We start from the raw sequence: 23661 nt of genomic DNA on the forward strand, positions 1-23661 counted from the left end.
CAGTTCGTTCATGTTTTCCCCCGGGCTAGCCGCCCAAAAAGCTTTTGGCGACATCGGGGTCGGCAAGCAGCGCTGCCCCCGTATCAGTGAAGCGGTTTTGGCCCGCGGCCAGTACAAAGCCTTTATCGGCAATGGCCAGCGCCTGTTTGGCGTTCTGCTCGACCATTAAAATCCCCACCCCTGCGGCATTGATTTGCTTAACACGATCAAAAATCTCGTTCATGTAAAGCGGCGATAGCCCGGCGGTAGGCTCATCCAGCAGCAAAAGGCTTGGCTCGGCCATTAGCGCCCGGCCCATGGCCACCATTTGACGCTGGCCGCCGGAGAGCTCGCCCGCTGGCTGATGGCGCTTTTCCACCAACGGTGGGAAAAAGGCGTACACCTGCTCAAGCATGCGCTTGACGTTTTGGGGCTTGAGATAGGCACCCATTTCTAGGTTTTCTTTTACCGTAAGGCTTGGGAAGACGTTTTTTTCCTGGGGTACAAAGCCCATGCCCCGTTCCACCAGCTTGTTGGGCGGCAGGTTATGGATCGGTTGGCCGTTAAGCAGGATCTCGCCCTGATTGACATGCAGCAATCCAAACACGGCTTTTAGCATGGTGGACTTGCCGGCGCCGTTAGGGCCGACGATCACACCCACTTCATTGGCGTTAAGCGTCATGTTCACCCCGTTAAGAATGTTCATGCTGCCATAACCGCCGTGCACGTCGCGTGCTTCGAGCAGGGGCGTTGTTGATGTAGCTAATGGCATAAAAAAGTGTCTCGCAGTGCCGCTTTTAAACGGCGTATTGTCGTAGTTTTTGTGCAAGGCGCCGCTTAGGCGGCATCGGTGCCAAAGTAGGCTTCGATTACCTCGGGGTTATTTTGAATATCCTCAATATGGCCTTCTACCATCACACTGCCCTGGGCCAACACAATGACGGGGTCGCATAGCCGCGCGATCATTTCCATATCGTGTTCGATAACCAGAAAGGTGTAGCCCATTTCCCGATTCAAACGCTCGATATTGCCAATCAAGTCGCCCAGCAGGGTGCGGTTAACACCTGCGGCAATTTCATCCAGAAGAACCACTTTGGCTTCGGTCATCATGGTGCGGCCAAGCTCTAAAAGCTTTTTCTGGCCGCCGGAAAGATTGCCGGCAAGCTCATTGCGCACATGGTGAAGACCGACGAATTCGATCACCTCAAGGGCGCGCTTTCGCACCTCGGCTTCCTGTTCACGGACCTGGCCTGGCTTGAGCCACGTGTTGAAAAGACTTTCGCCCGCCTGGCGGGGTGGCACCATCATCAGATTTTCCAGCGCGCTCATCTGGCTGAATTCATGCGCGATCTGGAAGGTGCGCAAAAGCCCTTTGTGGAATCGTTGATCGGCACTCAGCGGCGTAATATCTTCACCGTCGAGCAGAACGCGACCACTATCCGGCATCAGTGCGCCGGCAATGAGGTTAAAAAGTGTGGATTTTCCCGCACCGTTGGGGCCAATCATGCCGGTGATTGAGCCTTTTTCGACGCTAATCGAGCAGTCGTTGATAACGTGCAGGCCACCAAAGGCTTTATTGACGTGTTGAACTTCAATAAGGGGTGTCATCGCATCCTCGCGCTAAAGGCAGCTGATACTGCCAAGGCTTATCTGTTGTTATGTGAGTGGGCGACGCTTGGCTTTCCATCGCTGGTTTGCGGCAAACAGGCCGACGAACAGCAGTGCGCCGACCGCCGGGAGCAGGTAGCCATCCATAAAGGGAAGGCTGCGCAATAGCACATACGCTACCGCCGCCGGGCTAATAAAGCGCACCAGAAACCGCCACATGGCGAACCACATCGCGGTGGTGTCGAGTTCCTTTTTAACTTCCGTTTGGGTGAGCGCCCAGCCAGCAAAGAGAGCAATCATAAGCCCACTCAAGGGCATAAGGACATTGGTCAAAAGCTCAATAAGCTCAAACGCGCTGCGTCCCCAGATTGCGTGGAAGAACGTGCCTTCCGCCCAGATATTAAAGCTCACCACGGTTAGCAGACCCACGGCCCAGGCTGCTATCACTATGACGGCTACGGCCTGTGGCCGGGTCATATCAAAGCGCTCAACAAGATAAGCGGCCACCGGCTCAATCAGCGATATCGACGAGCTGATCGCAGCGCCTAAAACCAGAATAAAAAACACCCCGCCTACCAGTGCGCCCATAGGCATCTCGGCAAAAGCCAACGGCAGCGTGACAAACATCAACCCCGGCCCTTGAGCGATATCCAGGCCTGCGCCAAACACGAGAGCAAAGATCGCAAGCCCGGCCACCATGGCCACTAGGGTGTCGATAATCGCAATGGCAATCGCCGTGCGGGTGAGTGATACCTCGCTGGTCATATACGCGCCGTAAGCCATGATGGCGCCCATACCCAGGCTAAGCGTAAAAAACGATTGGCCCATGGCCTGCAGCCAGCCTTCGATACTTAAGCTGGCAAGATTGAAGGTAAGCAAAAAATCTGCGGCTGCCGCAATATCACCGTGAATCACGCTATAAGCCAGCACGATCAATAAAATAATAAACAGAGCAGGCATCATAATGCGCAGCGCCGACTCAATGCCGGTGTGAATACCCAGGGCTACAATTAGCCCTGAGCCTGCGATAAATAGCGTGTGATAGACCGTCATCAAGCCCGGCGAACTTAACAGCAGTGCAAAGCCGTCGCTGATGGTTTGCGCATCGGCGCCCACCAGTGAGCCGGTCAACATTAGCCAGGTGTAATGAATCGCCCAGCCAGCAATCACCGAATAGAAGCTTAGGATTAAAAAGGCGGCTAGAGCGCCTAGCCAGCCAATCGATTCCCAGGTGCGCGATGTATGGTGAGTCTTGGTCAAATGCCGCATGCCCATAATCGGGCTCTGACGGCTGGTGCGGCCCAACATGATTTCGGCAATTAAAATCGGAATGCCTACCGCAAAGATGGTCAGCGCATAGACCAGGATAAATGCCCCGCCGCCGTATTCACCCACCAAGTAGGGAAAGCGCCAAAGATTGCCCAAACCCACCGCAGAGCCTACCGCTGCTAGTAAAAAAGTGCCCTTATGTGTCCATACGTTGTGACCGCTCATGTAAGAGTGTCCCTATGCGGGTGACTGGACGGGGGTAAATATCCAAACACCTGTATGAATTGTAGGCTGCCAGTAGGCCGTGGCCGCGCCGAGATTAATACTACTTTGCGATAGAACGCGTCGGCTTTCCAGTATGCTAGCGTTTAGGCTGCGTTTATCGAAGCACTTGGCGGCGCTATGAAAACCAAGTGAAGGGCAGGGCTAAGACAAAATGAGCGGGATAACACACAAGAGAATCCAAAAGCGCATGGCTCACTCACAATAAAGCCCGCACGAGGCGGGCTTTAGGGGCTTGCTTAAGAGCTGTCTTTAAGAACTGTCTTTAAGAACTAGCTTCAAGAACTAGCTTCAAGAACTGGCTTTAGACTTTAAGAGCCAGTCTCAAAAGCTTACTTCTTGCCAGCGCGCTTGCGCTCGTTCTCGGTCAAATGCTTCTTACGCAGGCGGATATGGCTCGGCGTCACTTCAACCAGCTCATCGGAATCCAGGAATTCGATCGCCTGTTCCAGGGTGAACTTGATGGGTGGCGTCAGAACGATGTTTTCATCGTTACCGGTTGAGCGCATGTTATCGAGTTTTTTACCCTTGGTCGGGTTAACTACCATGTCGTTGGCACGGTTGTTAATACCGATCAGCATGCCTTCGTAGACTTCGGTGGCGTGATCGATGATCAGCTTGCCGCGCTCCTGCAGAGCGTACAGGGCATAGGCCAGGGCCTTGCCGCCAACCATGGAGACCAGTACGCCGTTACGACGCTCGATAGACGCATCGGGTTTCAGCGGGCCGTAGTGATCAAAGCGGCTGGTCAGGATACCGGTGCCGGACGTCAGGGTCAGGAACTGACCACGGAAGCCGATCAAGCCACGCGCAGGAATAATGAAGTCCAGACGAACACGGCCTTTACCATCCGGGTTCATGTTAGAAAGCTCACCCTTACGATAGCCAAGCTCTTCCATGATCGAGCCCTGATGCTGCTCTTCACAGTCGATGATGACTTCTTCGTAGGGCTCCTGCTTCTCACCGTCAATCTCTTTGATGATAACTTCGGGGCGACCAACGGCCAGCTCAAAGCCTTCACGACGCATGGTTTCAATCAGTACCGACAGGTGAAGCTCGCCACGCCCAGAAACCTTGAATTTCTCCGGCGTTTCGCCTTCTTCAACGCGCAGTGCAACGTTGTGGATCAGCTCTTGCTCCAGACGGTCCTTGATGTTCCGACTGGTAACGTACTTGCCGTCTTTACCGGCGAACGGTGAGTCATTGACCTGGAACGTCATCGAAACGGTCGGTTCGTCAACGGACAGCGGCGGCAGTGCCTCAACCGTATTGACGTCGCACAGCGTGTCGGAGATCGCCAGTTTATCGATGCCAGTAACGCAAACGATGTCGCCTGCAGTGGCTTCGTTGGTCTGTACGCGCTCCAGGCCCATGTGAGTCATGACCTGGCCGATCTTGCCCTTGCGCGTCTCACCTTCTTTAGTGATAACGCTGATCTGCTGGCCCGGCTTAACGCTACCGCGTTTGATACGGCCAAGACCGATAACACCTACGTAGCTGTTGTAGTCCAGTGCGGAAATCTGCATCTGGAAAGGACCATCGATTTCGACTTTCGGCGGCTCAACGATATCAACGATGGCCTGGAACATCGGGTCCATGTTGTCGGCAAGCTCTTCAGGGTCCATGCCGGCAATGCCGTTGAGCGCTGAGCAGTAGATGATCGGGAAATCAAGCTGCTCGTCGGTGGCGCCCAGGTTGTCAAACAGATCAAAAATCTGGTCGATAACCCAGTCAGGACGTGCGCCGGGGCGGTCGATCTTGTTAACGACGACGATCGGCTTAAGGCCCTGGGAGAAGGCTTTCTGGGTAACAAAGCGGGTTTGCGGCATCGGGCCGTCAACCGCATCGACCAGCAGCAGAACCGAATCGACCATGGACATTACGCGCTCAACTTCACCACCGAAGTCAGCGTGCCCAGGGGTGTCAACGATATTGATGTGGTAGCCCGTACCATTGCCATCTTGCCACTGAATGGCCGTGTTTTTGGCCAGGATAGTAATACCGCGCTCTTTCTCCTGGTCATTAGAGTCCATAATCCGCTCTTGGCCTTCGGCCTTGCGGTCTAGTGTGCCTGATTGACTTAACAGCTTGTCTACCAAGGTAGTTTTGCCGTGGTCAACGTGGGCGATGATGGCAATGTTACGAAGATTCTCGATCACGACGCGATCCTGCTGGGAAAATAGGGCGGCATTATAGGGTCTCGGTGTGGTCGACTACCAGCCTTGTCTCAAATAAAGCGTTAAGTCAATAACCCAAACGCGGCAGTTTTCGCCTCTGCGATGCATCCGTTAAGATAGGCGTTTTCCCAGTTGGGGCAGGCACATGACCATCGGTAACCTGATGCGTTTGTTGAGCGATGGCAACGTTCACTCTGGTGAGCAATTAGGTGAAGCGCTAGGCGTTTCACGGGCTGCCGTGTGGAAACAGCTGAAAAAATTGGATGCACTTGGCGTGGACGTAGTGGCAGTGAAGGGCAAGGGCTACCGCTTGGCCACTCGGCTGGAGCCGCTGGAGGGCGCCAAAATCGTCGAGCGGCTGCCCGCTCAGGCGCGCCATTTGCTGACGCGGCTGTTTGTTGAGGACCAGCTACCCTCAAGCAATGAGTATCTGCGGCAGCGGTTTAATCAGGGCGCGGGTCACGGTGAAGTGTGCTTGGTTGAGTTGCAAACCGCCGGGCGCGGACGGCGAGGGCGAGTATGGACAACGCCCTGGGGACAAAGCCTGATGCTCTCGCTGGGGTGGCGCTTCGACGCAGGCGTGGCGTCTCTGGAAGGGCTAAGTCTCGCGGTCGGTGTGGTGGTATCCCAAGTGCTTGAGCAGCTGGGCAGTGCGCCAAAGCTTAAGTGGCCCAACGATATTTTGCTGGCTGAAAAAGGTGATGAGCTGGGTAAGCTGGCGGGCATTTTGATCGAAGTGACCGGTGATGCCGCAGGCCCTTGCGAAGTGGTCATTGGCATGGGAATGAACCTCTCGCTTTCTGAATCCCAGCGCGCAGCCATTGACCAGCCGGTAGCTGCACTGTTTGATATGCACGCGGGGCTCTCGCGCAACCAGCTAGCTTCGGACGTCGTCGCGGGGCTTTTAAGCATGCTGGCAGACTTCGAGCAGATTGGTTTTGGCGCCTGGCGTGATGAGTGGAACAAGCGGCACGCCTATGCGGGAATGCCGGTACGTATTATTCAAGGGGAGCGCGCAAGCGATGCGATCGCAGGCGACGTAGATGAGAGCGGTAACTTATGGGTTACTGAAAATGGTCACTCGCGGCGCTTGGCAGGCGGTGAGATCAGCGTACGCAGGCGCTTATGATTCTGGATTTGGATATCGGTAACACCTTGTCGAAATGGCGACTCAAGGATGCCGAAAGTAGTGAAATACGCTCGCGGGGGGCAGTGTGGACCCGCGAGGAGTGGCGTCCTGGGGCGGATATTCCTGATCTCGATGTTGTCGAGGCAGTGCGTATATCAAGCGTTGCCCGCGCTGGGGTGCTCGATGAAACGGTCACCTTGCTGCGCCGTCAGGTGCGCCACGTGTTTGTGGCCCGCTCGCTACCGGAAGCACTGGGCGTGGTTAACGGGTACGACGAGCCCGGTCGTCTAGGGGTGGATCGTTGGATGGGCGCGTTGGCCGGGTACCAATTAGCCGGTGGCTGCTGTGCGGTAGATTGCGGCAGTGCAATCACTATCGATTTCGTATTGCCCGGTGGTATACATTTGGGGGGCTTTATTATCCCTGGGCTGCGCCTGATGAAAGAAAGCTTGAAGTTGGGCACGCGCAACGTAGCCATTGACCCGGAAAGCGAGGCAGATGCTTTGCTGGAGCCTGGGCGGCGAACGGTGGACGCAGTCAATCACGGTATTTATATGGCAGCCGTCAGCGCCATCAACCGTATTTACAGCGAAGTGTGCGACCAGCAGGGCATCTCGCTGCCCATGCTGCTTACCGGGGGGGACGCTCGAGTGGTGTCGCGAGGCGTGCAGGTGCCACACGCTGTGTGGCCCGATATGGTGTATGGCGGGCTTGAAGCCTGTTACCCGCTAACGTTTGCCGAGCGCGCAGGCAAAATGTCTGGGGCGCCGAAAGTCCCCGAGCCGGTATCATTAGAAAAAATTCGCGCGGGACTTGCATTCTCAATGCTGCTTTGACAGAATGCAGCGCGTTCCAAGGCAGCAAACAGATGCGCAAGCATCGCAAGCTACGATAAATTAAGTAATATCTAGCTTGACAGTGTTTTGGAGGCTGGCATAATGTGCCGCCAAAGCTGGAGAGATTCCCGAGTGGCCAAAGGGAGCAGACTGTAAATCTGCCGCGTAAGCTTCGAAGGTTCGAATCCTTCTCTCTCCACCAGATTTAAACAGCGGCGACTTTGGTCGGTGTTGTGGGATGAAAGCCGGTAGTGGGCATTGTCTATCGTTCGGCGTGCGGCGGCTTGTAATCCTGGCAGCAGTTACGCGGGCGTAGTTCAACGGTAGAACCTCAGCCTTCCAAGCTGATGGTGCGGGTTCGATTCCCGCCGCCCGCTCCAGTTGATGTGTTTTGGCTCATGTAGCTCAGGGGTAGAGCACACCCTTGGTAAGGGTGAGGTCGACGGTTCAATTCCGTCCATGAGCTCCATATTGCGAGAAAGGCGAGCGAAGCTCGCTTTTTTTGTCTCTGCATATATGTCTTCGGGCTTGATGTGGAGGAAAGGGTTGTCAGGTGGGTTTATTTCCGCTACCATGGCGCCCGCTGTTGTGTAGGTGGTAGTGAGTGCCTATGCGCAGGATGATACAGGCCAGTGGCTCAATTGGCAGAGCAGCGGTCTCCAAAACCGCAGGTTGGGGGTTCGAGTCCCTCCTGGCCTGCCAACCTTCCCCAGGTTGGCATGTGATTTTCCAGAATTCCTTTATTGTAGCCGCACCCTAAGGAGTCTCGTTTTATGAAGCCTGGTTCTGTAAAGCACGGTACCGAGGTGCAACAGGCGCGCCATGACGGGCTCAAGTGGGCGGCGGTTATAGCGCTGCTTGTCGTTGCTGTCGTTGGTAATACCTATTTCGCCGATACTGGTCTGCTCTACCGCGTGTTGGGTGTAGTGGTTTTATGTGCGCTTGCTGGCTTGATCGCACTTACCACCGCCAAAGGTCGCGACCTGACAGAGCTTGCCGTTAGCGCCAAGAAAGAGATTCAGCGCGTTGTATGGCCGACCCGCCCCGAAACAATTCAAACCACCGCGATTGTCTTGGTGGCGGTTGTTGTGGTGGGTTTGATGCTGTGGTTGATCGATACTCTTCTTGGCTGGGCAATGTCCGGCGTCATTGGTTAGGAGTTTTCATGTCCAAACGTTGGTACGTCGTCCACGCCTATTCCGGTTTTGAAAAGCATGTTATGCGCTCGCTGATCGAGCGTGTGAAAATGCACGGTATGGAAGATCGTTTTGGCGAGATTCTGGTGCCGACGGAAGAAGTCGTTGAGATGCGCGACGGTAAGCGCCGCAAGAGTGAGCGTAAATTCTATCCCGGCTATGTACTGGTCGAGATGGAAATGGTCGACGAAACATGGCACCTCGTTAATGAAACCCCGCGTGTAATGGGCTTCATTGGCGGAACGAAAGAAAAACCGGCTGCGATCACGACCCGTGAAGCGGACGCTATTTTGCGCCGCGTTAAAGACGGAACCGACAAGCCGCGGCCCAAAACAATGTTTGAGCCGGGTCAGTCGGTGCGTGTTATCGATGGTCCGTTCGCTGACTTCAACGGTGTGGTTGAGGAAGTCAACTACGATAAGAGCCGTTTGCAGGTCAGTGTATTGATTTTTGGGCGTGCCACGCCTGTCGAGCTAGAGTTTTCTCAGGTTGAAAAAGAGTAAGCTCGCACGTTAAGAGTAGGGCGCTAATAGCGCCATATATTCGTAAGAGGCAGCCTGTGGCTGTCTCGTTAGTCCCGGGGAGCCGCAAGGCGCTATTACCCAATTGGAGTATTTACCATGGCCAAGAAAGTCCAGGCTTATATCAAACTGCAGGTAGCTGCAGGTAAAGCCAATCCAAGTCCGCCCGTAGGCCCCGCGCTGGGTCAGCACGGCGTGAACATCATGGAATTCTGTAAGGCGTTTAACGCCGCGACTCAAGAAATTGAGCCGGGCCTGCCGACGCCTGTCGTGATCACTGTCTACTCTGACCGTAGCTTCACGTTCGTTACCAAAACGCCGCCTGCTGCCGTGCTGCTGAAAAAAGCCGCTGGTATCAAGTCGGGTTCTGGCGAGCCGAACAAGAAGAAGGTCGGCACCGTGACTCGCGAGCAGCTTGAAGAGATCGCCAAGACTAAAGAGCCGGATCTGACGGCTTCTGATCTCGATGCCGCCGTACGTACTATCGCAGGCAGCGCTCGTAGCATGGGCCTTAACGTGGAGGGTCTCTGATCATGGCTAAACTGTCTAAGCGCGCGAAGGTAATTCGCGAGAAAGTAGATGCCAACAAGGCTTACTCTCTGGAAGAAGCGGTTGCACTGCTTGCTGAGCTGTCTACCGTTAAGTTCAACGAGTCTGTTGACGTTGCGATCAACCTGGGTGTTGATCCGCGTAAATCTGACCAGGTTGTACGTGGCGCTACCGTTATGCCTAACGGCACCGGTAAAGACGTACGCGTAGCGGTCTTTACTCAAGGTGCTAACGCCGATGCTGCTAAAGAAGCAGGCGCTGACATTGTGGGTATGGAAGATCTGGCTGAGCAAGTGAAGAAGGGCGTAATGGACTTTGACGTCGTTATCGCTTCTCCGGATGCTATGCGCGTTGTCGGTCAGCTGGGCCAGATTCTGGGTCCGCGTGGCCTGATGCCCAACCCGAAAGTCGGCACCGTAACGCCTGACGTTGCGACTGCTGTCAAGAACGCCAAAGCTGGTCAGGTACGCTTCCGTACTGACAAAAACGGCATTATCCACACTACGCTGGGTAAAGTGACGTTTGATGCGGCTTCTGTTCAAGGCAACCTTGAAGCACTGGTTGCTGACCTTAAGAGGCTCAAGCCGAGCTCCTCTAAAGGTATTTACTTTAAGAAAGTCACCCTGTCCACTACCATGGGCCCAGGTCTGACTATCGACCACTCTGCGCTGGTATAAGCAGGTCGTCGACAGGTTTTAAGTAAGAACCGAGCAAGAACTTTGCGGTCCTCTGGTTAGGTAAACCTGCCGGAGCACCGTCAAAGACCGCAGGTGCCGCGCTGGATGTCTCATCTCAACGCGGCTTAATTGCCTAAAGCGCCTGCGCAGATGGTGTGGCCGCCAGTTGGTTGTAGCTTTTTAGCGACTTCGCTTTCTGGTGAGCACCATCCCCTAAGGCTTCCAGCGCTGGTTATATCAGGCCTGGAAGAGATGGTAACCTCCGAAGCCTTGAAAAGGTTTCGGCACGAAGGAGTGATCACTGTGCCACTAGCACTTGAAGGCAAGAAAGCGATTGTTGCCGAGGTCAGTGAAGCGGCCAAGGGCGCACTCTCCGTCGTAGTTGCCGATTCTCGCGGTGTAACGGTCGGTAAAATGACCGATCTGCGTAAGCAGGCACGTGAGAATGGTGTAGAGCTGCGCGTTGTTCGCAACACGCTGGCTCGCCGCGCCCTCGAGGGCACTCAGTGGGAGTGTCTGAACGAGAGCTTTGTTGGTCCGACTCTGTTGGCTTTCTCTACTGATCATCCGGGCGCTGCCGCTCGCTTGTTCAAAGATTTTGCTAAAACTGAGCAGAACTTCGAAGTGAAGGCGTTGGCCTACGAAGGCGAACTGATCCCGGCTGCTGACATCGACCGTCTGGCAACCCTGCCGACTTACAACGAAGCAATTGCCAAGTTGATGTCGGTAATGAAAGAAGCCTCCGCTGGCAAGCTGGTTCGTACCCTGGCCGCCCTGCGCGATCAGAAGCAAGAAGAAGCTGCGTAAGCAGACCTTTTTGCAGGCGGCGTGAACGCTATGCCGATTGCGTTGCCTGAACCGAGCAATGAATCCTGAGTCCTCGGCCGACCGAGACTCCCGCAAAGTTAGGAATGAAAAATGGCACTGTCTAAAGACGATATCATCAATGCTGTAGCCGACATGTCCGTAATGGAAGTTGTTGAGCTGATCGAAGCAATGGAAGAGAAGTTCGGCGTATCAGCTGCTGCAGCTGTTATGGCTGGCCCGGCTGCTGGCGGCGAAGCTGCTGCAGAAGAGCAAACCGAGTTTGACCTGGTTCTGACCGCTGCTGGTGACAAGAAAGTTAACGTCATCAAAGCCGTTCGTGAAATCACTGGTCTTGGCCTGAAAGAAGCTAAAGGCGCTGTTGACGGCGCTCCGGCAACTATCAAAGAAGCCATGTCCAAAGACGACGCAGAAGCAGCAAAAGCGAAGTTGGAAGAAGCGGGCGCAAGCGTCGAGCTCAAGTAATTCTTGTGCTGACGGCTTTACGCGCTGCGTAAGCTTCCACGGCTGGCGGCGGGTTTTCCCGCTGCCGGCCTTTTTCTGTTGCAACTTATAGGTTGTTACAGAAACACAGTAATACCGTTGTTGTAATACTGTTATCGATCAAGATTTTCGACGGCGAGCTACCGATTTAGGAGCTTGCTGTCTGCGTCTGACACGCCCGCGCAGGGCAGCGATGACCACGCATCGGTCACCCATGGTGAACAAGCTGGGGAATACAGATGGCTTACTCATATACTGAGAAAAAACGCATCCGCAAGGATTTCGGCAAACTGCCCCAAGTGATGGATGTGCCTTACTTGCTGGCCATCCAGCTTGATTCCTATTACGACTTTCTCCAGCAAGATCGTTCGCCTGACGAGCGTCACGAAGTTGGCCTGCATGCGGCGTTCAAGTCCGTGTTTCCGATCGAGAGTTTCTCGGGTAACGCAGCACTTGAGTACGTTAGCTACCGTTTTGGCACGCCGGCGTTCGATGTTAAGGAGTGTCAGCTGCGCGGCGTGACGTATTCCGCCCCGCTGCGCGTCAAGGTTCGCTTGATCATTTATGATCGCGATTCCTCGAACAAGGCAATCAAGGATATTAAAGAGCAAGAAGTCTACATGGGGGAAATCCCCCTGATGACTGAGAACGGTACCTTTGTGATCAACGGTACTGAGCGGGTTATCGTTTCCCAGCTCCACCGCTCGCCCGGTGTGTTCTTCGATCACGACAAAGGTAAGAGCCACTCCTCAGGCAAGTTGCTCTACTCTGCCCGCGTAATTCCTTACCGTGGCTCTTGGTTGGACTTTGAGTTCGACCCGAAAGACAACGTGTTCGTGCGTATTGACCGTCGCCGTAAACTGCCGGCTTCGGTACTAATGCGTGCGCTCGGCATGAGCACTGAAGAAATTCTTAGTGAATTCTTCGAAACTAGCGTATTCCACATTGAGAAATCCGGTTTCTCTGTGGAGCTGGTGCCGTCGCGCCTGCGCGGTGAAACCGCCACCTTTGACATTAAAGATGGCAGCGGCGAGCTGATTGTTGAAGAAGGTCGTCGGATCACTCAGAAGCACATTCGTCAGCTTGAAAAAGCCGGCCTTGAGCGTCTGGACGTGCCGATGGAGTACCTGTTCGGCAAAACGCTGGCCCACGATCAAGTGGATACCAAGACCGGCGAGCTGATCTGCCCGTGTAATACTGAAATTACCCCTGAAGTGCTTGAGCGTATGGCTCAGGGCGGTATCACGCGCATTGAAACGCTTTACACCAACGACCTGGATTGCGGCTCGTTCATTTCCGACACCCTGAAGTTGGATACGACCGGATCGGCGTTGGAAGCGCTGGTTGAAATTTACCGCATGATGCGTCCCGGCGAGCCGCCCACTAAAGAGTCGGCTGAAACGCTGTTCCACAACCTGTTCTTTACTGAAGATCGCTACGATCTTTCAGGTGTGGGCCGCATGAAGTTTAACCGTCGTCTGCGTCGCGAAGCCGACACGGGTTCCGGCGTGCTGGACCGCAAAGACATTCTCGACGTACTGCGCGAGCTGATCAATATTCGTAACGGCTTCGGTGACGTCGACGATATCGATCACCTGGGTAACCGTCGTATTCGCTGCGTAGGCGAAATGGCCGAAAACCAATTCCGTGTAGGTCTGGTGCGTGTTGAGCGTGCGGTCAAAGAGCGTCTTTCCATGGCGGAAAGCGAAGGCCTAATGCCGCAGGATCTGATCAACGCCAAACCGGTTGCAGCGGCGGTGAAAGAGTTCTTCGGTTCAAGCCAGCTGTCCCAGTTTATGGACCAGAACAACCCGCTTTCGGAAGTTACCCACAAGCGTCGCGTGTCTGCACTCGGCCCGGGTGGTTTGACCCGTGAGCGCGCTGGCTTTGAGGTGCGCGACGTACACGCCACGCACTACGGTCGTCTGTGCCCCATCGAGACACCTGAAGGCCCGAACATCGGTCTGATCAACTCGCTGGCCACTTACAGCCACACCAACAGCTACGGCTTCCTTGAAACGCCGTACCGTAAGGTTAATGCCGGTCAGGTAACTGACGATATCGTTCACCTGTCAGCGATCGAAGAGGGCGACTTTGTTATCGCCCAGGCATCTGCTGCTGTGGATGAGTCCAACAAGCTTTCTGACGACCTGGTTCAGGTACGTCACCGTGGTGAAACCACCTTCATGCGTCCTGAGCAAGTGACGCTGATGGACGTTTCTCCGCGTCAGGTTGTATCGGTGGCGGCTGCCCTGATTCCGTTCCTGGAGCACGATGATGCTAACCGCGCCTTGATGGGTGCGAACATGCAGCGTCAGGCCGTTCCTACTCTGCGTGCTGACAAGCCGCTTGTGGGAACCGGCATGGAGCGTTTCGTGGCACGTGACTCCGGCGTATGTGCCGTGGCGCGTCGTGGCGGTGTTATCGACTCGGTAGATGCACGTCGTGTGGTGGTACGGGTTAGCGAAGATGAGATCATCGGCGGTGAAGCCGGCGTTGATATCTACAACCTGACCAAGTACACCCGTTCGAACCAGAACACCTGTATGAACCAGCGCCCCATCGTGCGTCCTGGTGACAGCGTTGCGCGCGGCGATATTCTCGCCGACGGCCCGTCTGTCGATATGGGTGATCTGGCACTCGGTCAGAACATGCGTATCGCGTTCATGCCCTGGAACGGCTACAACTTCGAGGACTCCATCCTGCTATCTGAGCGGGTGGTTCAAGAAGACCGTTTCACCACGATCCATATTCAGGAACTGACCTGTGTGTCTCGCGACACCAAGCTGGGGCCGGAAGAGATCACCTCTGATATTCCCAATGTCGGTGAATCCGCACTGGGCAAATTGGACGAGGCGGGCGTTGTTTACATCGGTGCTGAAGTTGGCCCGGGCGACATTCTGGTCGGTAAGGTAACGCCGAAGGGCGAAACCCAGCTGACGCCAGAAGAGAAGCTGCTGCGTGCGATCTTCGGTGAGAAGGCGTCTGATGTTAAAGATACCTCCCTGCGTGCTCCTACGGGCATGAAAGGTACGGTTATCGACGTTCAGGTGTTCACTCGCGACGGCGTGGAAAAAGATTCACGTGCGCTCTCCATCGAGCAAATGCAGCTGGATGAAGTGCGTAAGGACCTGCAGGAAACCTACCGTATTGCTGAAGATGCAACGTTTGAGCGTCTGCAGCGTACGCTGGATGGCCAAGCCGTTAACGGCGGCCCGAACCTCAAGAAAGGCGACGTGCTGGACGAGGCTTACCTCGACGAGCTGCCGCGTCAGCAGTGGTTCAAACTGCGCATGCAGGATGAGTCCTACAATGAGCTTCTGGCCCAGGCCGACGAGCAGCTGGAAAACCGTCGTAAAGAGATGGATGAGCGTTTCGAAGATAAGAAACGCAAGTTGACCCAGGGCGATGATCTGGCGCCTGGCGTTCTCAAAATCGTCAAGGTTTACATGGCGGTCAAGCGTCGCATCCAGCCAGGCGACAAGATGGCCGGTCGTCACGGTAACAAAGGTGTTATCTCCGCGATCATGCCGATCGAAGACATGCCATTCGACGAGAAGGGCGAACCGGTCGACGTGGTACTTAACCCGCTGGGTGTACCGTCACGTATGAACGTGGGTCAGATTCTGGAAACCCACCTGGGTATGGCGGCACGTGGGCTGGGTGTCAAGATTGACGCTATGCTCCGCGATGCGCGTGGCCAGCAGGTTGCCGAGATTCGTGACTTCCTGGGGCAGGTGTACAACACGCCGGGTGCTCGCGCTGAAGATCTGGACTCGCTCAGTGATGAAGAAGTCATTGCGCTGGCCAAGAACCTTAAAGGCGGTGTGCCCATGGCCACGCCGGTATTTGATGGTGCCAAAGAGCACGAAATCAAACACCTGCTGAAGCTTGCGGACATCCCTGAGTCAGGTCAGATGAAACTGCACGATGGCCGTACCGGTGATGCGTTTGATCGCCCGGTAACCGTCGGCTACATGTACATGCTGAAACTGAACCACCTGGTAGACGACAAGATGCACGCTCGTTCTACCGGCTCTTACTCGCTGGTTACCCAGCAGCCCTTGGGTGGTAAAGCACAGTTCGGTGGTCAGCGCTTTGGTGAGATGGAAGTGTGGGCGCTGGAAGCCTATGGCGCGGCCTACACCCTGCAAGAGATGCTCACCGTCAAATCGGACGACGTCGAAGGCCGCACCAAGATGTACAAAAACATCGTGGATGGCGACCACACCATGCAGGCAGGCATGCCGGAATCCTTCAATGTACTCGTGAAGGAAATCCGCTCGCTGGGCATCGATATCGAGTTAGAGAGCTAGGAGCCGTGCTATGAAAGATTTGGTGAAAGTACTCAAATCGCAATCTCAGTCCGAAGAGTTTGACGCGATCAAGATTACTCTGGCGTCGCCGGACATGATTCGCTCCTGGTCGTTTGGCGAGGTGAAGAAGCCTGAGACCATCAACTACCGTACCTTTAAACCGGAGCGGGACGGTCTGTTCTGCGCCAAGATTTTTGGCCCGGTAAAGGATTACGAGTGCTTGTGCGGTAAGTACAAGCGCATGAAGCACCGCGGCATCATTTGTGAAAAGTGTGGCGTTGAAGTCACCAAGGCTGCCGTGCGCCGTGAGCGCATGGGTCACATTGAGCTGGCATCCCCAGTTGCCCACATCTGGTTTCTGAAATCATTGCCGTCGCGTATCGGTATGTTCCTCGATATGACGCTGCGTGATATCGAGCGCGTGCTGTACTTTGAGAGCTTCGTGGTTATCGATCCAGGCATGACCACGCTTGAGCGTGGTCAGCTCTTAAACGATGAGCAGTACTTTGAAGCTCTTGAAGAGTTCGGCGATGACTTTGATGCCCGCATGGGCGCCGAAGCGGTGCAGGAACTGCTCAAAGATATCGATCTTGAAGAAGAGATTAATACCCTGCGTGAAGAAATTCCGCAGACCAACTCTGAAACCAAGATCAAGAAGCTTTCGAAGCGCTTAAAGCTGCTTGAAGCGTTTTACCACTCCGGCAATGCGCCGGCGTGGATGGTCATGGAAGTGCTGCCTGTCCTGCCGCCGGATTTACGTCCGCTGGTACCTCTAGACGGCGGCCGCTTCGCGACCTCCGATCTTAACGACCTTTACCGTCGTGTGATCAACCGTAACAACCGCCTGAAGCGTCTGCTCGACCTTAATGCGCCGGATATCATCGTGCGCAACGAGAAGCGTATGCTTCAGGAAGCGGTCGATGCACTGCTTGACAACGGTCGTCGTGGCCGCGCGATCACGGGCTCCAACAAGCGTCCGCTGAAATCGCTCGCCGACATGATCAAAGGTAAGCAGGGTCGTTTCCGTCAGAACTTGTTGGGTAAGCGCGTCGATTACTCGGGCCGTTCAGTAATTACCGTGGGTCCGACCCTGCGCCTGCACCAGTGTGGTCTGCCGAAGAAAATGGCGCTGGAGCTGTTCAAGCCGTTTATCTACTCCAAGCTTCAGTCGCTGGGCTTCGCCTCAACGATTAAAGCCGCGAAGAAAATGGTTGAGCGCGAGCTTCCGGAAGTGTGGGACATCCTTGCTGATGTTATCCGCGAGCACCCGGTACTGCTTAACCGTGCACCGACGCTTCACCGTCTGGGTATCCAGGCGTTTGAGCCGCTGCTGATCGAAGGTAAAGCGATCCAGCTGCACCCGCTGGTGTGTGCGGCCTACAACGCCGACTTCGACGGTGACCAGATGGCGGTACACGTACCGCTGACCCTGGAAGCCCAGCTTGAAGCCCGTGCGCTGATGATGGCGACCAACAACGTGCTGTCGCCCGCTAACGGCGAGCCGATCATCGTACCGTCGCAGGACGTTGTTCTGGGTCTTTACTACATGACCCGCGAAAAGATCAACGCCAAAGGCGAAGGCATGGTGTTCTCCGACCTCAATGAGGTTGAGCGCGCCTTCGGAACTCAGTCTGTATCGCTTCATGCCCGCATTACCGTGCGTCTGGACGAAGTGGATATCGAAGAAGAGACCGGTGCCAAGTCTTACCATCGTCGCCTGTATAAAACGACGGTGGGTCGCGCCATGCTGTTCCGCATTCTGCCGGAAGGCGTGCCGTTCCCGCTGATCGACCAGCCGATGAAGAAAAAGGCTATTTCCGGCCTGATCAACGAGGTGTATCGCCGCTCAGGCCTCAAGCCGACGGTTATCTTCGCTGACCAGCTGATGTATACCGGTTTCCGCCTGGCAACCTGGTCGGGCGCCTCCATCGGTGTTAACGACTTCGTTATCCCGGATGCCAAGACCGAAATCGTCGATGCGGCCGAAGCCGAAGTTAAAGAGATCGAAGACCAGTTCTCTTCTGGCCTAGTAACAGCGGGTGAGAAGTACAACAAGGTTATCGATATCTGGTCCAAGGCCAACGATAAAGTCGCCAAGGCGATGATGGTCGGCATCTCGAAAGAGACCGTTATCGATCGCGATGGTAACGAGGTTGAGCAGGATTCGTTCAACAGCGTCTTCATCATGGCCGACTCCGGTGCCCGGGGTAGTGCCGCTCAGATCCGTCAGCTTGCCGGTATGCGTGGTCTGATGGCCAAGCCGGATGGCTCGATCATCGAAACGCCGATCGTGGCCAACTTCCGTGAAGGTCTGAACGTACTTCAGTACTTCATCTCGACCCACGGCGCGCGTAAAGGTCTGGCGGATACGGCCCTGAAAACGGCTAACTCCGGTTACCTGACCCGTCGTCTGGTCGACGTGGCCCAGGATCTGGTCATCACCGAGGTCGACTGTGGTACTGAAAACGGTCTGACCCTGCACCCGATCATCGAGGGTGGCGACATCATCGTACCGCTGTCACAGCGTGTACTGGGTCGTGTGGTGGCACTGGACGTTGTTGATCCGGGTACCGAGGAGATCTTGATTCCGCGCGGTACGCTGCTTGACGAGAAATGGTGTGCTGAGCTCGACACCATGGGTGTGGATGAGATTATCGTACGCTCAACCATTACCTGTGATACGCCACACGGCGTGTGTTCGTCCTGTTATGGACGTGATCTTGCCCGCGGCCACCAGGTCAACATCGGTGAGTCTGTCGGTGTTATCGCCGCTCAGTCAATCGGTGAGCCGGGTACCCAGCTGACCATGCGTACGTTCCACATCGGTGGCGCGGCATCGCGTTCATCAGCCGTGGATAGTGTACAGGTCAAGCACGGCGGTAAGGTGCGTCTGCACAACATCAAGCACGTAGAGCGTGCTGACGGCAAACTGGTCGTCGTATCGCGTTCCAGCGCCCTGGCGGTCGCCGATGATCACGGCCGTGAGCGTGAGTACTACAAGCTGCCTTATGGCGCCGAGCTTTCCGTACGTGACGGCGACGTGGTTGATGCCGGTGCGATGGTCGCTAAGTGGGATCCGCACACCCACCCGATCATTGCAGAAGTAGAGGGTAAAGCGCAGTTCATCGATCTCGACGAAGGTGTCACCATGCACCGCTCAGTCGACGAGATGACCGGTCTTTCTTCTATCGAGGTTATTGAGTCCGCCGCCCGCCCGATGGCTGGCCGCGACAAGCGTCCGATGGTAATGCTGCAGGACGCCGCCGGTGAGTACGTGTCGGTTTCCGGCTCGAATACGCCAGTGCAATACCTGTTGCCGGGTAATTCCATTATCTCTGTAGATGATGGCTCGACTATCGGTGTGGGTGAGGTAGTTGCCCGTATTCCGGTTGAGGCATCAGGTAACAAAGATATCACCGGTGGTCTGCCGCGCGTTGCCGACCTGTTCGAAGCGCGTAAGCCGAAAGAATCAGCGATCCTGGCTGAAATCAGCGGTGTTATCAGCTTCGGTAAAGAGACCAAAGGTAAGCGTCGTTTGACGATTACGCCGGAGTCTGGCGATCCGTTTGAAGCGCTGATCCCGAAATGGCGTCAAATCGCCGTGTTCGAAGGTGAAGCGGTTGAGAAGGGTGAAGTCATCTCCGATGGCCCGAGCAACCCGCACGATATCCTGCGTCTGCTGGGTGTCGCGGAACTTGCCAAGTATATTACGGCCGAAGTGCAGGACGTTTACCGTCTGCAGGGTGTTGGCATCAACGATAAGCACATTGAAGTTATTGTGCGTCAGATGCTGCGCAAAGTAGAAATTGCCGATTCGGGCGATTCTGACTTCATCACTGGCGACCAGGCTGAGCTTGTGCGTGTGTTGGAGCAAAATGCCCGTCTCGAGAAAGAAGGTAAGTTCCCGGCTAAGTATCAGCGTCTGCTGCTGGGTATTACCAAGGCCAGTCTGGCGACCGAGTCGTTCATCTCTGCGGCCTCCTTCCAGGAGACAACCCGTGTACTGACCGAAGCGGCAGTCACCGGCAAGCGCGATTATCTGCGCGGCCTGAAAGAAAACGTGGTAGTTGGGCGTCTGATTCCGGCAGGTACCGGTCTGACTCACCACGCTGAACGTCGCCGCAAACGCGAAGACGTTGAGCGCCTGTTCAATCCCTCAGCGACTGAGGTAGAGCAGGAGCTTGGAGCACAGTTGACAGCGCTTGATTCTGACGACGAGCTCTAAAACCGAGTAGTAAAAAATGAGTATCTGATCCTAGAGCCGTTAACTTGCCGGTTAAACCGCCGGCAAGACTTGACGGCGCCTAGGATCAGCCTTTAGAATGCGCAGCCTTTAACAGTGGGGTGGGTGCGCCCGCATCCGCTGCCCGTATTTGTTGAAGGCTAGGCAACCATTGGAGTCAGCTAAACACCATGGCAACGATTAATCAGCTAGTGCGCAAGCCGCGCAAGCGCCCCGTTACTAAAAGTGACGTGCCCGCGCTGCAAGCTTGTCCGCAAAAACGCGGCGTATGTACGCGTGTATACACTACTACCCCTAAGAAGCCGAACTCGGCCCTGCGTAAGGTTTGCCGTGTGCGCCTGACCAACGGTTTCGAAGTTTCTTCTTACATCGGTGGTGAAGGTCACAACCTGCAAGAGCACTCTGTTGTTCTGATTCGCGGCGGTCGTGTCAAGGATTTGCCAGGTGTGCGTTATCACACCGTTCGTGGCGCCCTGGACACCTCTGGCGTACAGAACCGTAAGCAGGGTCGTTCCAAGTACGGTACCAAGAAGCCGAAGTCCTAAGTTCTGGGCGTCAAGGCTGCTTGAGACGGTGCTGTATTTCCGTCTGTTATCTTTAACACGAATATATGACGGTCTGATAAGAGTAAGGTCGGGCGGCGCTAAGCGCCGAAAGCCTAGCGCGAGTTCCGGGTTTACCTGAAGGATCCTTAATTGAGGGCTTATCATGCCTAGAAGAAGAGTTGTAGCTAAACGCGAAATCCTGCCGGATCCTAAGTTCGGAAGTGAGCGTCTGGCGAAGTTCATGAACCACCTGATGGTCAGCGGCAAGAAGTCCATAGCTGAGCGCATCGTTTATGGTGCGTTGGACAAGGTTGCCGAGCGTAGTAGTGAAGAGCCGCTGGAAATCTTCGACAAAGCGCTGGAAACCATCCAGCCGATGGTCGAAGTGAAGTCGCGCCGCGTAGGTGGTGCGACCTATCAGGTGCCGGTTGAAGTTCGTCCGTCTCGCCGTCAAGCGCTCGCTATGCGCTGGCTGGTGGACGCGGCGCGTCGTCGCGGTGAGAAAACGATGGTACAGCGTCTGGCAGGCGAAATGCTGGATGCGGCAGAAGGGAAAGGTTCAGCCGTTAAGAAGCGCGAAGACGTGCATCGTATGGCCGAAGCCAACAAAGCTTTCTCGCACTATCGTTTCTAAGAGCGTCGTTTCTAAGAGCGTCGTTTCTAAGAAAGACGATTCGACGTACGGCGTTTGTAAGCGCAGTGTTTGTAGAGTTCGCGTTTATATATGCACGTTGTTTCAGCAGGGCGTCATTGAAAGTGTTAAGTCGAGTCGCTTTGTTGCAACACCCCGCCGTTATCATTTTGTGATAGCGGCGGTAGCGTAAGGCTCACTTTTGCCGCTGCTAAATTAACGAGCATCGCCAACTAACGGGAGTTTCACCGTGGCACGCAAGACACCACTTAAGCGTTATCGCAATATTGGTATCGTAGCGCACGTCGACGCGGGTAAAACCACGACGACCGAGCGTGTACTGTTCTACACCGGCCTTTCTCACAAAGTGGGCGAAGTGCACGACGGTGCGGCGACGACTGACTGGATGGAGCAGGAGCAGGAGCGTGGTATTACTATCACCTCAGCTGCTGTAACTACCTTCTGGCAGGGTATGGCCAAGCAGTTCGACGAGCACCGTATCAACATCATCGATACACCTGGGCACGTTGACTTCACTATCGAAGTTGAGCGTTCGCTGCGTGTTCTTGATGGCGCGGTCGTTGTACTGTGCGGTTCTTCCGGCGTTCAGCCGCAGACCGAAACCGTATGGCGTCAGGCCAATAAGTACGAAGTACCGCGTATGGTCTTCGTCAACAAGATGGACCGTACCGGCGCTGATTTCTTCATGGTTGTAGACCAGTTGAAAGAGCGTCTGGGTGCGAATGCCGTGCCGATCCAGATTAACTGGGGTACGGAAGAAGACTTTAAAGGTGTTGTCGACCTAATTCAGATGAAGGCTATTCTGTGGGATGAGGCTAGCCTGGGTATGAATTTTGACCTCGTGGATATTCCGGCTGAGCTGCAAGAAACTGCCGAGAAATATCGCGAGCAAATGGTTGAAGCGGCTGCCGAAGGCTCTGACGAGCTGATGGAGAAGTACCTGGAAGGTGGTGAGCTTTCGATCGAAGAGATCAAGGCTGGCCTTCGTGCACGTACTCTGGCTAACGACATTGTTCTGGTTACCTGTGGTTCTGCCTTTAAGAACAAAGGCGTTCAGGCAGTGCTGGACGGCATTATCGAATACATGCCTTCGCCGACTGAAGTTAAGGCGATCGAAGGTGAGCTGGACGATAAAGACGGCACCATCGCTACTCGTGTGGCCGATGATGATGCTCCGTTTGCGGCGTTGGCATTCAAGATCGCGACCGACCCCTTCGTTGGTACGCTGACCTTTATCCGCGTCTACTCGGGCGTTCTGAAGTCTGGTGACGGTGTATATAACTCCGTTAAGCAGAAGAAAGAGCGTGTGGGTCGTATCGTTCAGATGCACGCCAACTCGCGTGAAGAGATCAAAGAGATCCTGGCGGGCGATATTGCAGCGTGTATCGGCCTGAAAGACGTCACCACGGGTGACACACTGTGCGATATCGATAACAAAATTGTTCTCGAGCGCATGGAGTTCCCGGATCCGGTTATCTCGGTAGCCGTTGAGCCGAAGACCAAGTCCGACCAGGAAAAAATGGGTATTGCACTGGGCAAGTTGGCCCAGGAAGATCCCTCTTTCCAGGTTAAAACCGACGAAGAAACCGGCCAGACCATCATCTCTGGTATGGGCGAGCTCCACCTGGACATTATCGTTGACCGTATGCGTCGCGAGTTCAAGGTTGAAGCTAATATCGGTAAGCCGCAGGTAGCGTACCGCGAAACTATTCGTGGCAGCGTTGAGCAGGAAGGTAAGTTTGTACGTCAGTCTGGTGGTCGTGGTCAGTACGGTCACGTTTGGCTACGTATCGAGCCGCTGACTGCTGAAGAGAAGGGTGAAGGCGAAGCTGAGATTTTCTTCAAATTCAACTCTGAAATCGTAGGTGGCACGGTTCCCAAGGAATACGTCCCCGCGGTTGAGAAAGGTGCTTACGAGCAGCTTAAAAACGGTGTCATCGCGGGTTACCCGATGATCGACGTTAAAGTGTCGCTGTTCGATGGCTCTTTCCATGACGTAGACTCTAACGAGACTGCGTTCAAGATTGCTTCTTCTATGGCAGTGAAGGAAGGTGCCAGGAAGGCCAAGGCCGTGCTGCTGGAGCCGGTGATGAAGGTCGAAATCGTGACTCCCGAAGAATTTATGGGTGACGTCATGGGCGACCTGAGCCGTCGTCGCGGTCTGGTGCAGGGCATGGATGACTCTTCTGCTGGTAAAGTCATTCGTGCAACGGTGCCGCTGGGTGAGATGTTCGGTTACGCAACCGACCTGCGCTCACAAACCCAGGGCCGTGCGAGCTACTCTATGGAGTTCTCGAAGTACGACGAGGCGCCCTCCAGCGTCGTTGAAGCCGTCATCAATCAAAACGGTTAACCGTTAGCTAACGTAAAGAGG

General features: G+C 55.0%; 17 protein-coding genes and 4 tRNA genes. 17 read left to right on the forward strand and 4 right to left on the reverse strand.

Translation table 11 applies throughout. The features are described 5' to 3' along the window. Nucleotides 1–25 precede the first annotated feature (25 nt). The 4 genes from ACT3R7_RS10755 to typA form a co-directional block, all read right to left on the reverse strand. Nucleotides 26–751, reverse strand: coding sequence for an ABC transporter ATP-binding protein (locus tag ACT3R7_RS10755; protein ID WP_193091499.1), 726 nt, complete (start codon nt 749–751; stop codon nt 26–28). Between the two features lie 65 nt (nt 752–816). Continuing rightward, a complete protein-coding gene (locus ACT3R7_RS10760; RefSeq protein ID WP_193091500.1) occupies nt 817–1587 on the reverse strand; it encodes an ABC transporter ATP-binding protein in 771 nt (256 codons plus the stop codon). Between the two features lie 48 nt (nt 1588–1635). Continuing rightward, nucleotides 1636–3081 (reverse strand): sodium-dependent transporter, encoded by a 1446-nt coding sequence (locus ACT3R7_RS10765; RefSeq protein ID WP_496199094.1) that lies wholly within the window; start codon nt 3079–3081, stop codon nt 1636–1638. A gap of 389 nt (nt 3082–3470) precedes the next feature. After that, a complete protein-coding gene (gene typA / locus ACT3R7_RS10770) occupies nt 3471–5297 on the reverse strand; it encodes a translational GTPase TypA (RefSeq protein WP_018917749.1) in 1827 nt (608 codons plus the stop codon). Between the two features lie 163 nt (nt 5298–5460). Between typA and ACT3R7_RS10775 the strand changes: the two genes are divergently transcribed. The 17 genes from ACT3R7_RS10775 to fusA all read left to right on the forward strand — a co-directional run bounded on the left by ACT3R7_RS10775 (nt 5461) and on the right by fusA (nt 23640). Then, on the forward strand, nt 5461–6444 hold the full coding sequence (locus ACT3R7_RS10775; RefSeq protein ID WP_192536484.1) for a biotin--[acetyl-CoA-carboxylase] ligase: 984 nt from the start codon (nt 5461–5463) through the stop codon (nt 6442–6444). Continuing rightward, complete coding sequence (locus ACT3R7_RS10780; RefSeq protein WP_192536485.1) at nt 6441–7280, forward strand: type III pantothenate kinase; 840 nt, start codon at nt 6441–6443, stop codon at nt 7278–7280. The genes ACT3R7_RS10775 and ACT3R7_RS10780 overlap by 4 nt, the downstream gene beginning before the upstream one ends. Before the next feature lie 118 nt (nt 7281–7398). Next, a tRNA-Tyr gene (locus ACT3R7_RS10785) sits at nt 7399–7482 on the forward strand. A gap of 104 nt (nt 7483–7586) precedes the next feature. Next, nucleotides 7587–7660 (forward strand) — tRNA-Gly (locus ACT3R7_RS10790). A 14-nt stretch (nt 7661–7674) separates the two neighbouring features. Continuing rightward, nucleotides 7675–7749: transfer RNA gene (locus tag ACT3R7_RS10795), tRNA-Thr, on the forward strand. Nucleotides 7750–7906: 157 nt separating this feature from the next. Next, nucleotides 7907–7982: transfer RNA gene (locus ACT3R7_RS10800), tRNA-Trp, on the forward strand. Nucleotides 7983–8053: 71 nt separating this feature from the next. Continuing rightward, nucleotides 8054–8437, forward strand: coding sequence for a preprotein translocase subunit SecE (secE, locus tag ACT3R7_RS10805; RefSeq protein ID WP_018917746.1), 384 nt, complete (start codon nt 8054–8056; stop codon nt 8435–8437). An 8-nt stretch (nt 8438–8445) separates the two neighbouring features. After that, complete coding sequence (nusG, locus tag ACT3R7_RS10810) at nt 8446–8979, forward strand: transcription termination/antitermination protein NusG (RefSeq protein WP_018917745.1); 534 nt, start codon at nt 8446–8448, stop codon at nt 8977–8979. Between the two features lie 117 nt (nt 8980–9096). Then, nucleotides 9097–9528, forward strand: coding sequence for a 50S ribosomal protein L11 (rplK, locus tag ACT3R7_RS10815; RefSeq protein WP_018917744.1), 432 nt, complete (start codon nt 9097–9099; stop codon nt 9526–9528). A gap of 2 nt (nt 9529–9530) precedes the next feature. Then, nucleotides 9531–10223, forward strand: coding sequence for a 50S ribosomal protein L1 (rplA, locus tag ACT3R7_RS10820; RefSeq protein WP_192536486.1), 693 nt, complete (start codon nt 9531–9533; stop codon nt 10221–10223). Between the two features lie 303 nt (nt 10224–10526). Continuing rightward, nucleotides 10527–11030 carry a 50S ribosomal protein L10 gene (rplJ, locus tag ACT3R7_RS10825; protein ID WP_106374976.1) on the forward strand — a complete coding sequence of 168 codons (504 nt, stop codon included), beginning with the start codon at nt 10527–10529 and terminating at the stop codon, nt 11028–11030. 111 nt (nt 11031–11141) lie between these two features. Then, nucleotides 11142–11513: a 50S ribosomal protein L7/L12 gene (gene rplL, locus ACT3R7_RS10830; RefSeq protein WP_087108966.1), complete on the forward strand. Its 372-nt coding sequence runs from the start codon at nt 11142–11144 to the stop codon at nt 11511–11513. Nucleotides 11514–11770: 257 nt separating this feature from the next. Further along, nucleotides 11771–15847, forward strand: coding sequence for a DNA-directed RNA polymerase subunit beta (rpoB, locus tag ACT3R7_RS10835; RefSeq protein ID WP_193091501.1), 4077 nt, complete (start codon nt 11771–11773; stop codon nt 15845–15847). Nucleotides 15848–15857: 10 nt separating this feature from the next. Further along, nucleotides 15858–20072 carry a DNA-directed RNA polymerase subunit beta' gene (rpoC, locus tag ACT3R7_RS10840; RefSeq protein WP_193091502.1) on the forward strand — a complete coding sequence of 1405 codons (4215 nt, stop codon included), beginning with the start codon at nt 15858–15860 and terminating at the stop codon, nt 20070–20072. Between the two features lie 188 nt (nt 20073–20260). Beyond that, the gene (rpsL, locus tag ACT3R7_RS10845; RefSeq protein ID WP_106374972.1) at nt 20261–20635 is read left to right on the forward strand and encodes a 30S ribosomal protein S12; all 375 of its coding nucleotides are present in this window, start codon (nt 20261–20263) and stop codon (nt 20633–20635) included. A 163-nt stretch (nt 20636–20798) separates the two neighbouring features. After that, a complete protein-coding gene (rpsG, locus tag ACT3R7_RS10850; protein ID WP_018917738.1) occupies nt 20799–21269 on the forward strand; it encodes a 30S ribosomal protein S7 in 471 nt (156 codons plus the stop codon). 247 nt (nt 21270–21516) lie between these two features. Further along, nucleotides 21517–23640 (forward strand): elongation factor G, encoded by a 2124-nt coding sequence (gene fusA / locus ACT3R7_RS10855; protein WP_193091503.1) that lies wholly within the window; start codon nt 21517–21519, stop codon nt 23638–23640. Nucleotides 23641–23661: the final 21 nt, after the last annotated feature.

Source organism: Halomonas sp. AOP43-A1-21 (assembly GCF_052376775.1).
Lineage (GTDB): Bacteria > Pseudomonadota > Gammaproteobacteria > Pseudomonadales > Halomonadaceae > Vreelandella > Vreelandella colorata.

Coding starts and splice junctions, on each gene's coding strand:
- rplL (WP_087108966.1), top strand. CDS start 11,142: ATGGCACTGTCTAAAGACGATATCATCAATGCTGTAGCCGACATGTCC.
- rpsG (WP_018917738.1), top strand. CDS start 20,799: ATGCCTAGAAGAAGAGTTGTAGCTAAACGCGAAATCCTGCCGGATCCT.
- rplA (WP_192536486.1), top strand. CDS start 9,531: ATGGCTAAACTGTCTAAGCGCGCGAAGGTAATTCGCGAGAAAGTAGAT.
- ACT3R7_RS10755 (WP_193091499.1), bottom strand. CDS start 751: ATGCCATTAGCTACATCAACAACGCCCCTGCTCGAAGCACGCGACGTG.
- ACT3R7_RS10765 (WP_496199094.1), bottom strand. CDS start 3,081: ATGAGCGGTCACAACGTATGGACACATAAGGGCACTTTTTTACTAGCA.
- ACT3R7_RS10775 (WP_192536484.1), top strand. CDS start 5,461: ATGACCATCGGTAACCTGATGCGTTTGTTGAGCGATGGCAACGTTCAC.
- rplK (WP_018917744.1), top strand. CDS start 9,097: ATGGCCAAGAAAGTCCAGGCTTATATCAAACTGCAGGTAGCTGCAGGT.
- rpsL (WP_106374972.1), top strand. CDS start 20,261: ATGGCAACGATTAATCAGCTAGTGCGCAAGCCGCGCAAGCGCCCCGTT.
- ACT3R7_RS10760 (WP_193091500.1), bottom strand. CDS start 1,587: ATGACACCCCTTATTGAAGTTCAACACGTCAATAAAGCCTTTGGTGGC.
- rpoB (WP_193091501.1), top strand. CDS start 11,771: ATGGCTTACTCATATACTGAGAAAAAACGCATCCGCAAGGATTTCGGC.
- secE (WP_018917746.1), top strand. CDS start 8,054: ATGAAGCCTGGTTCTGTAAAGCACGGTACCGAGGTGCAACAGGCGCGC.
- nusG (WP_018917745.1), top strand. CDS start 8,446: ATGTCCAAACGTTGGTACGTCGTCCACGCCTATTCCGGTTTTGAAAAG.
- rpoC (WP_193091502.1), top strand. CDS start 15,858: ATGAAAGATTTGGTGAAAGTACTCAAATCGCAATCTCAGTCCGAAGAG.
- ACT3R7_RS10780 (WP_192536485.1), top strand. CDS start 6,441: ATGATTCTGGATTTGGATATCGGTAACACCTTGTCGAAATGGCGACTC.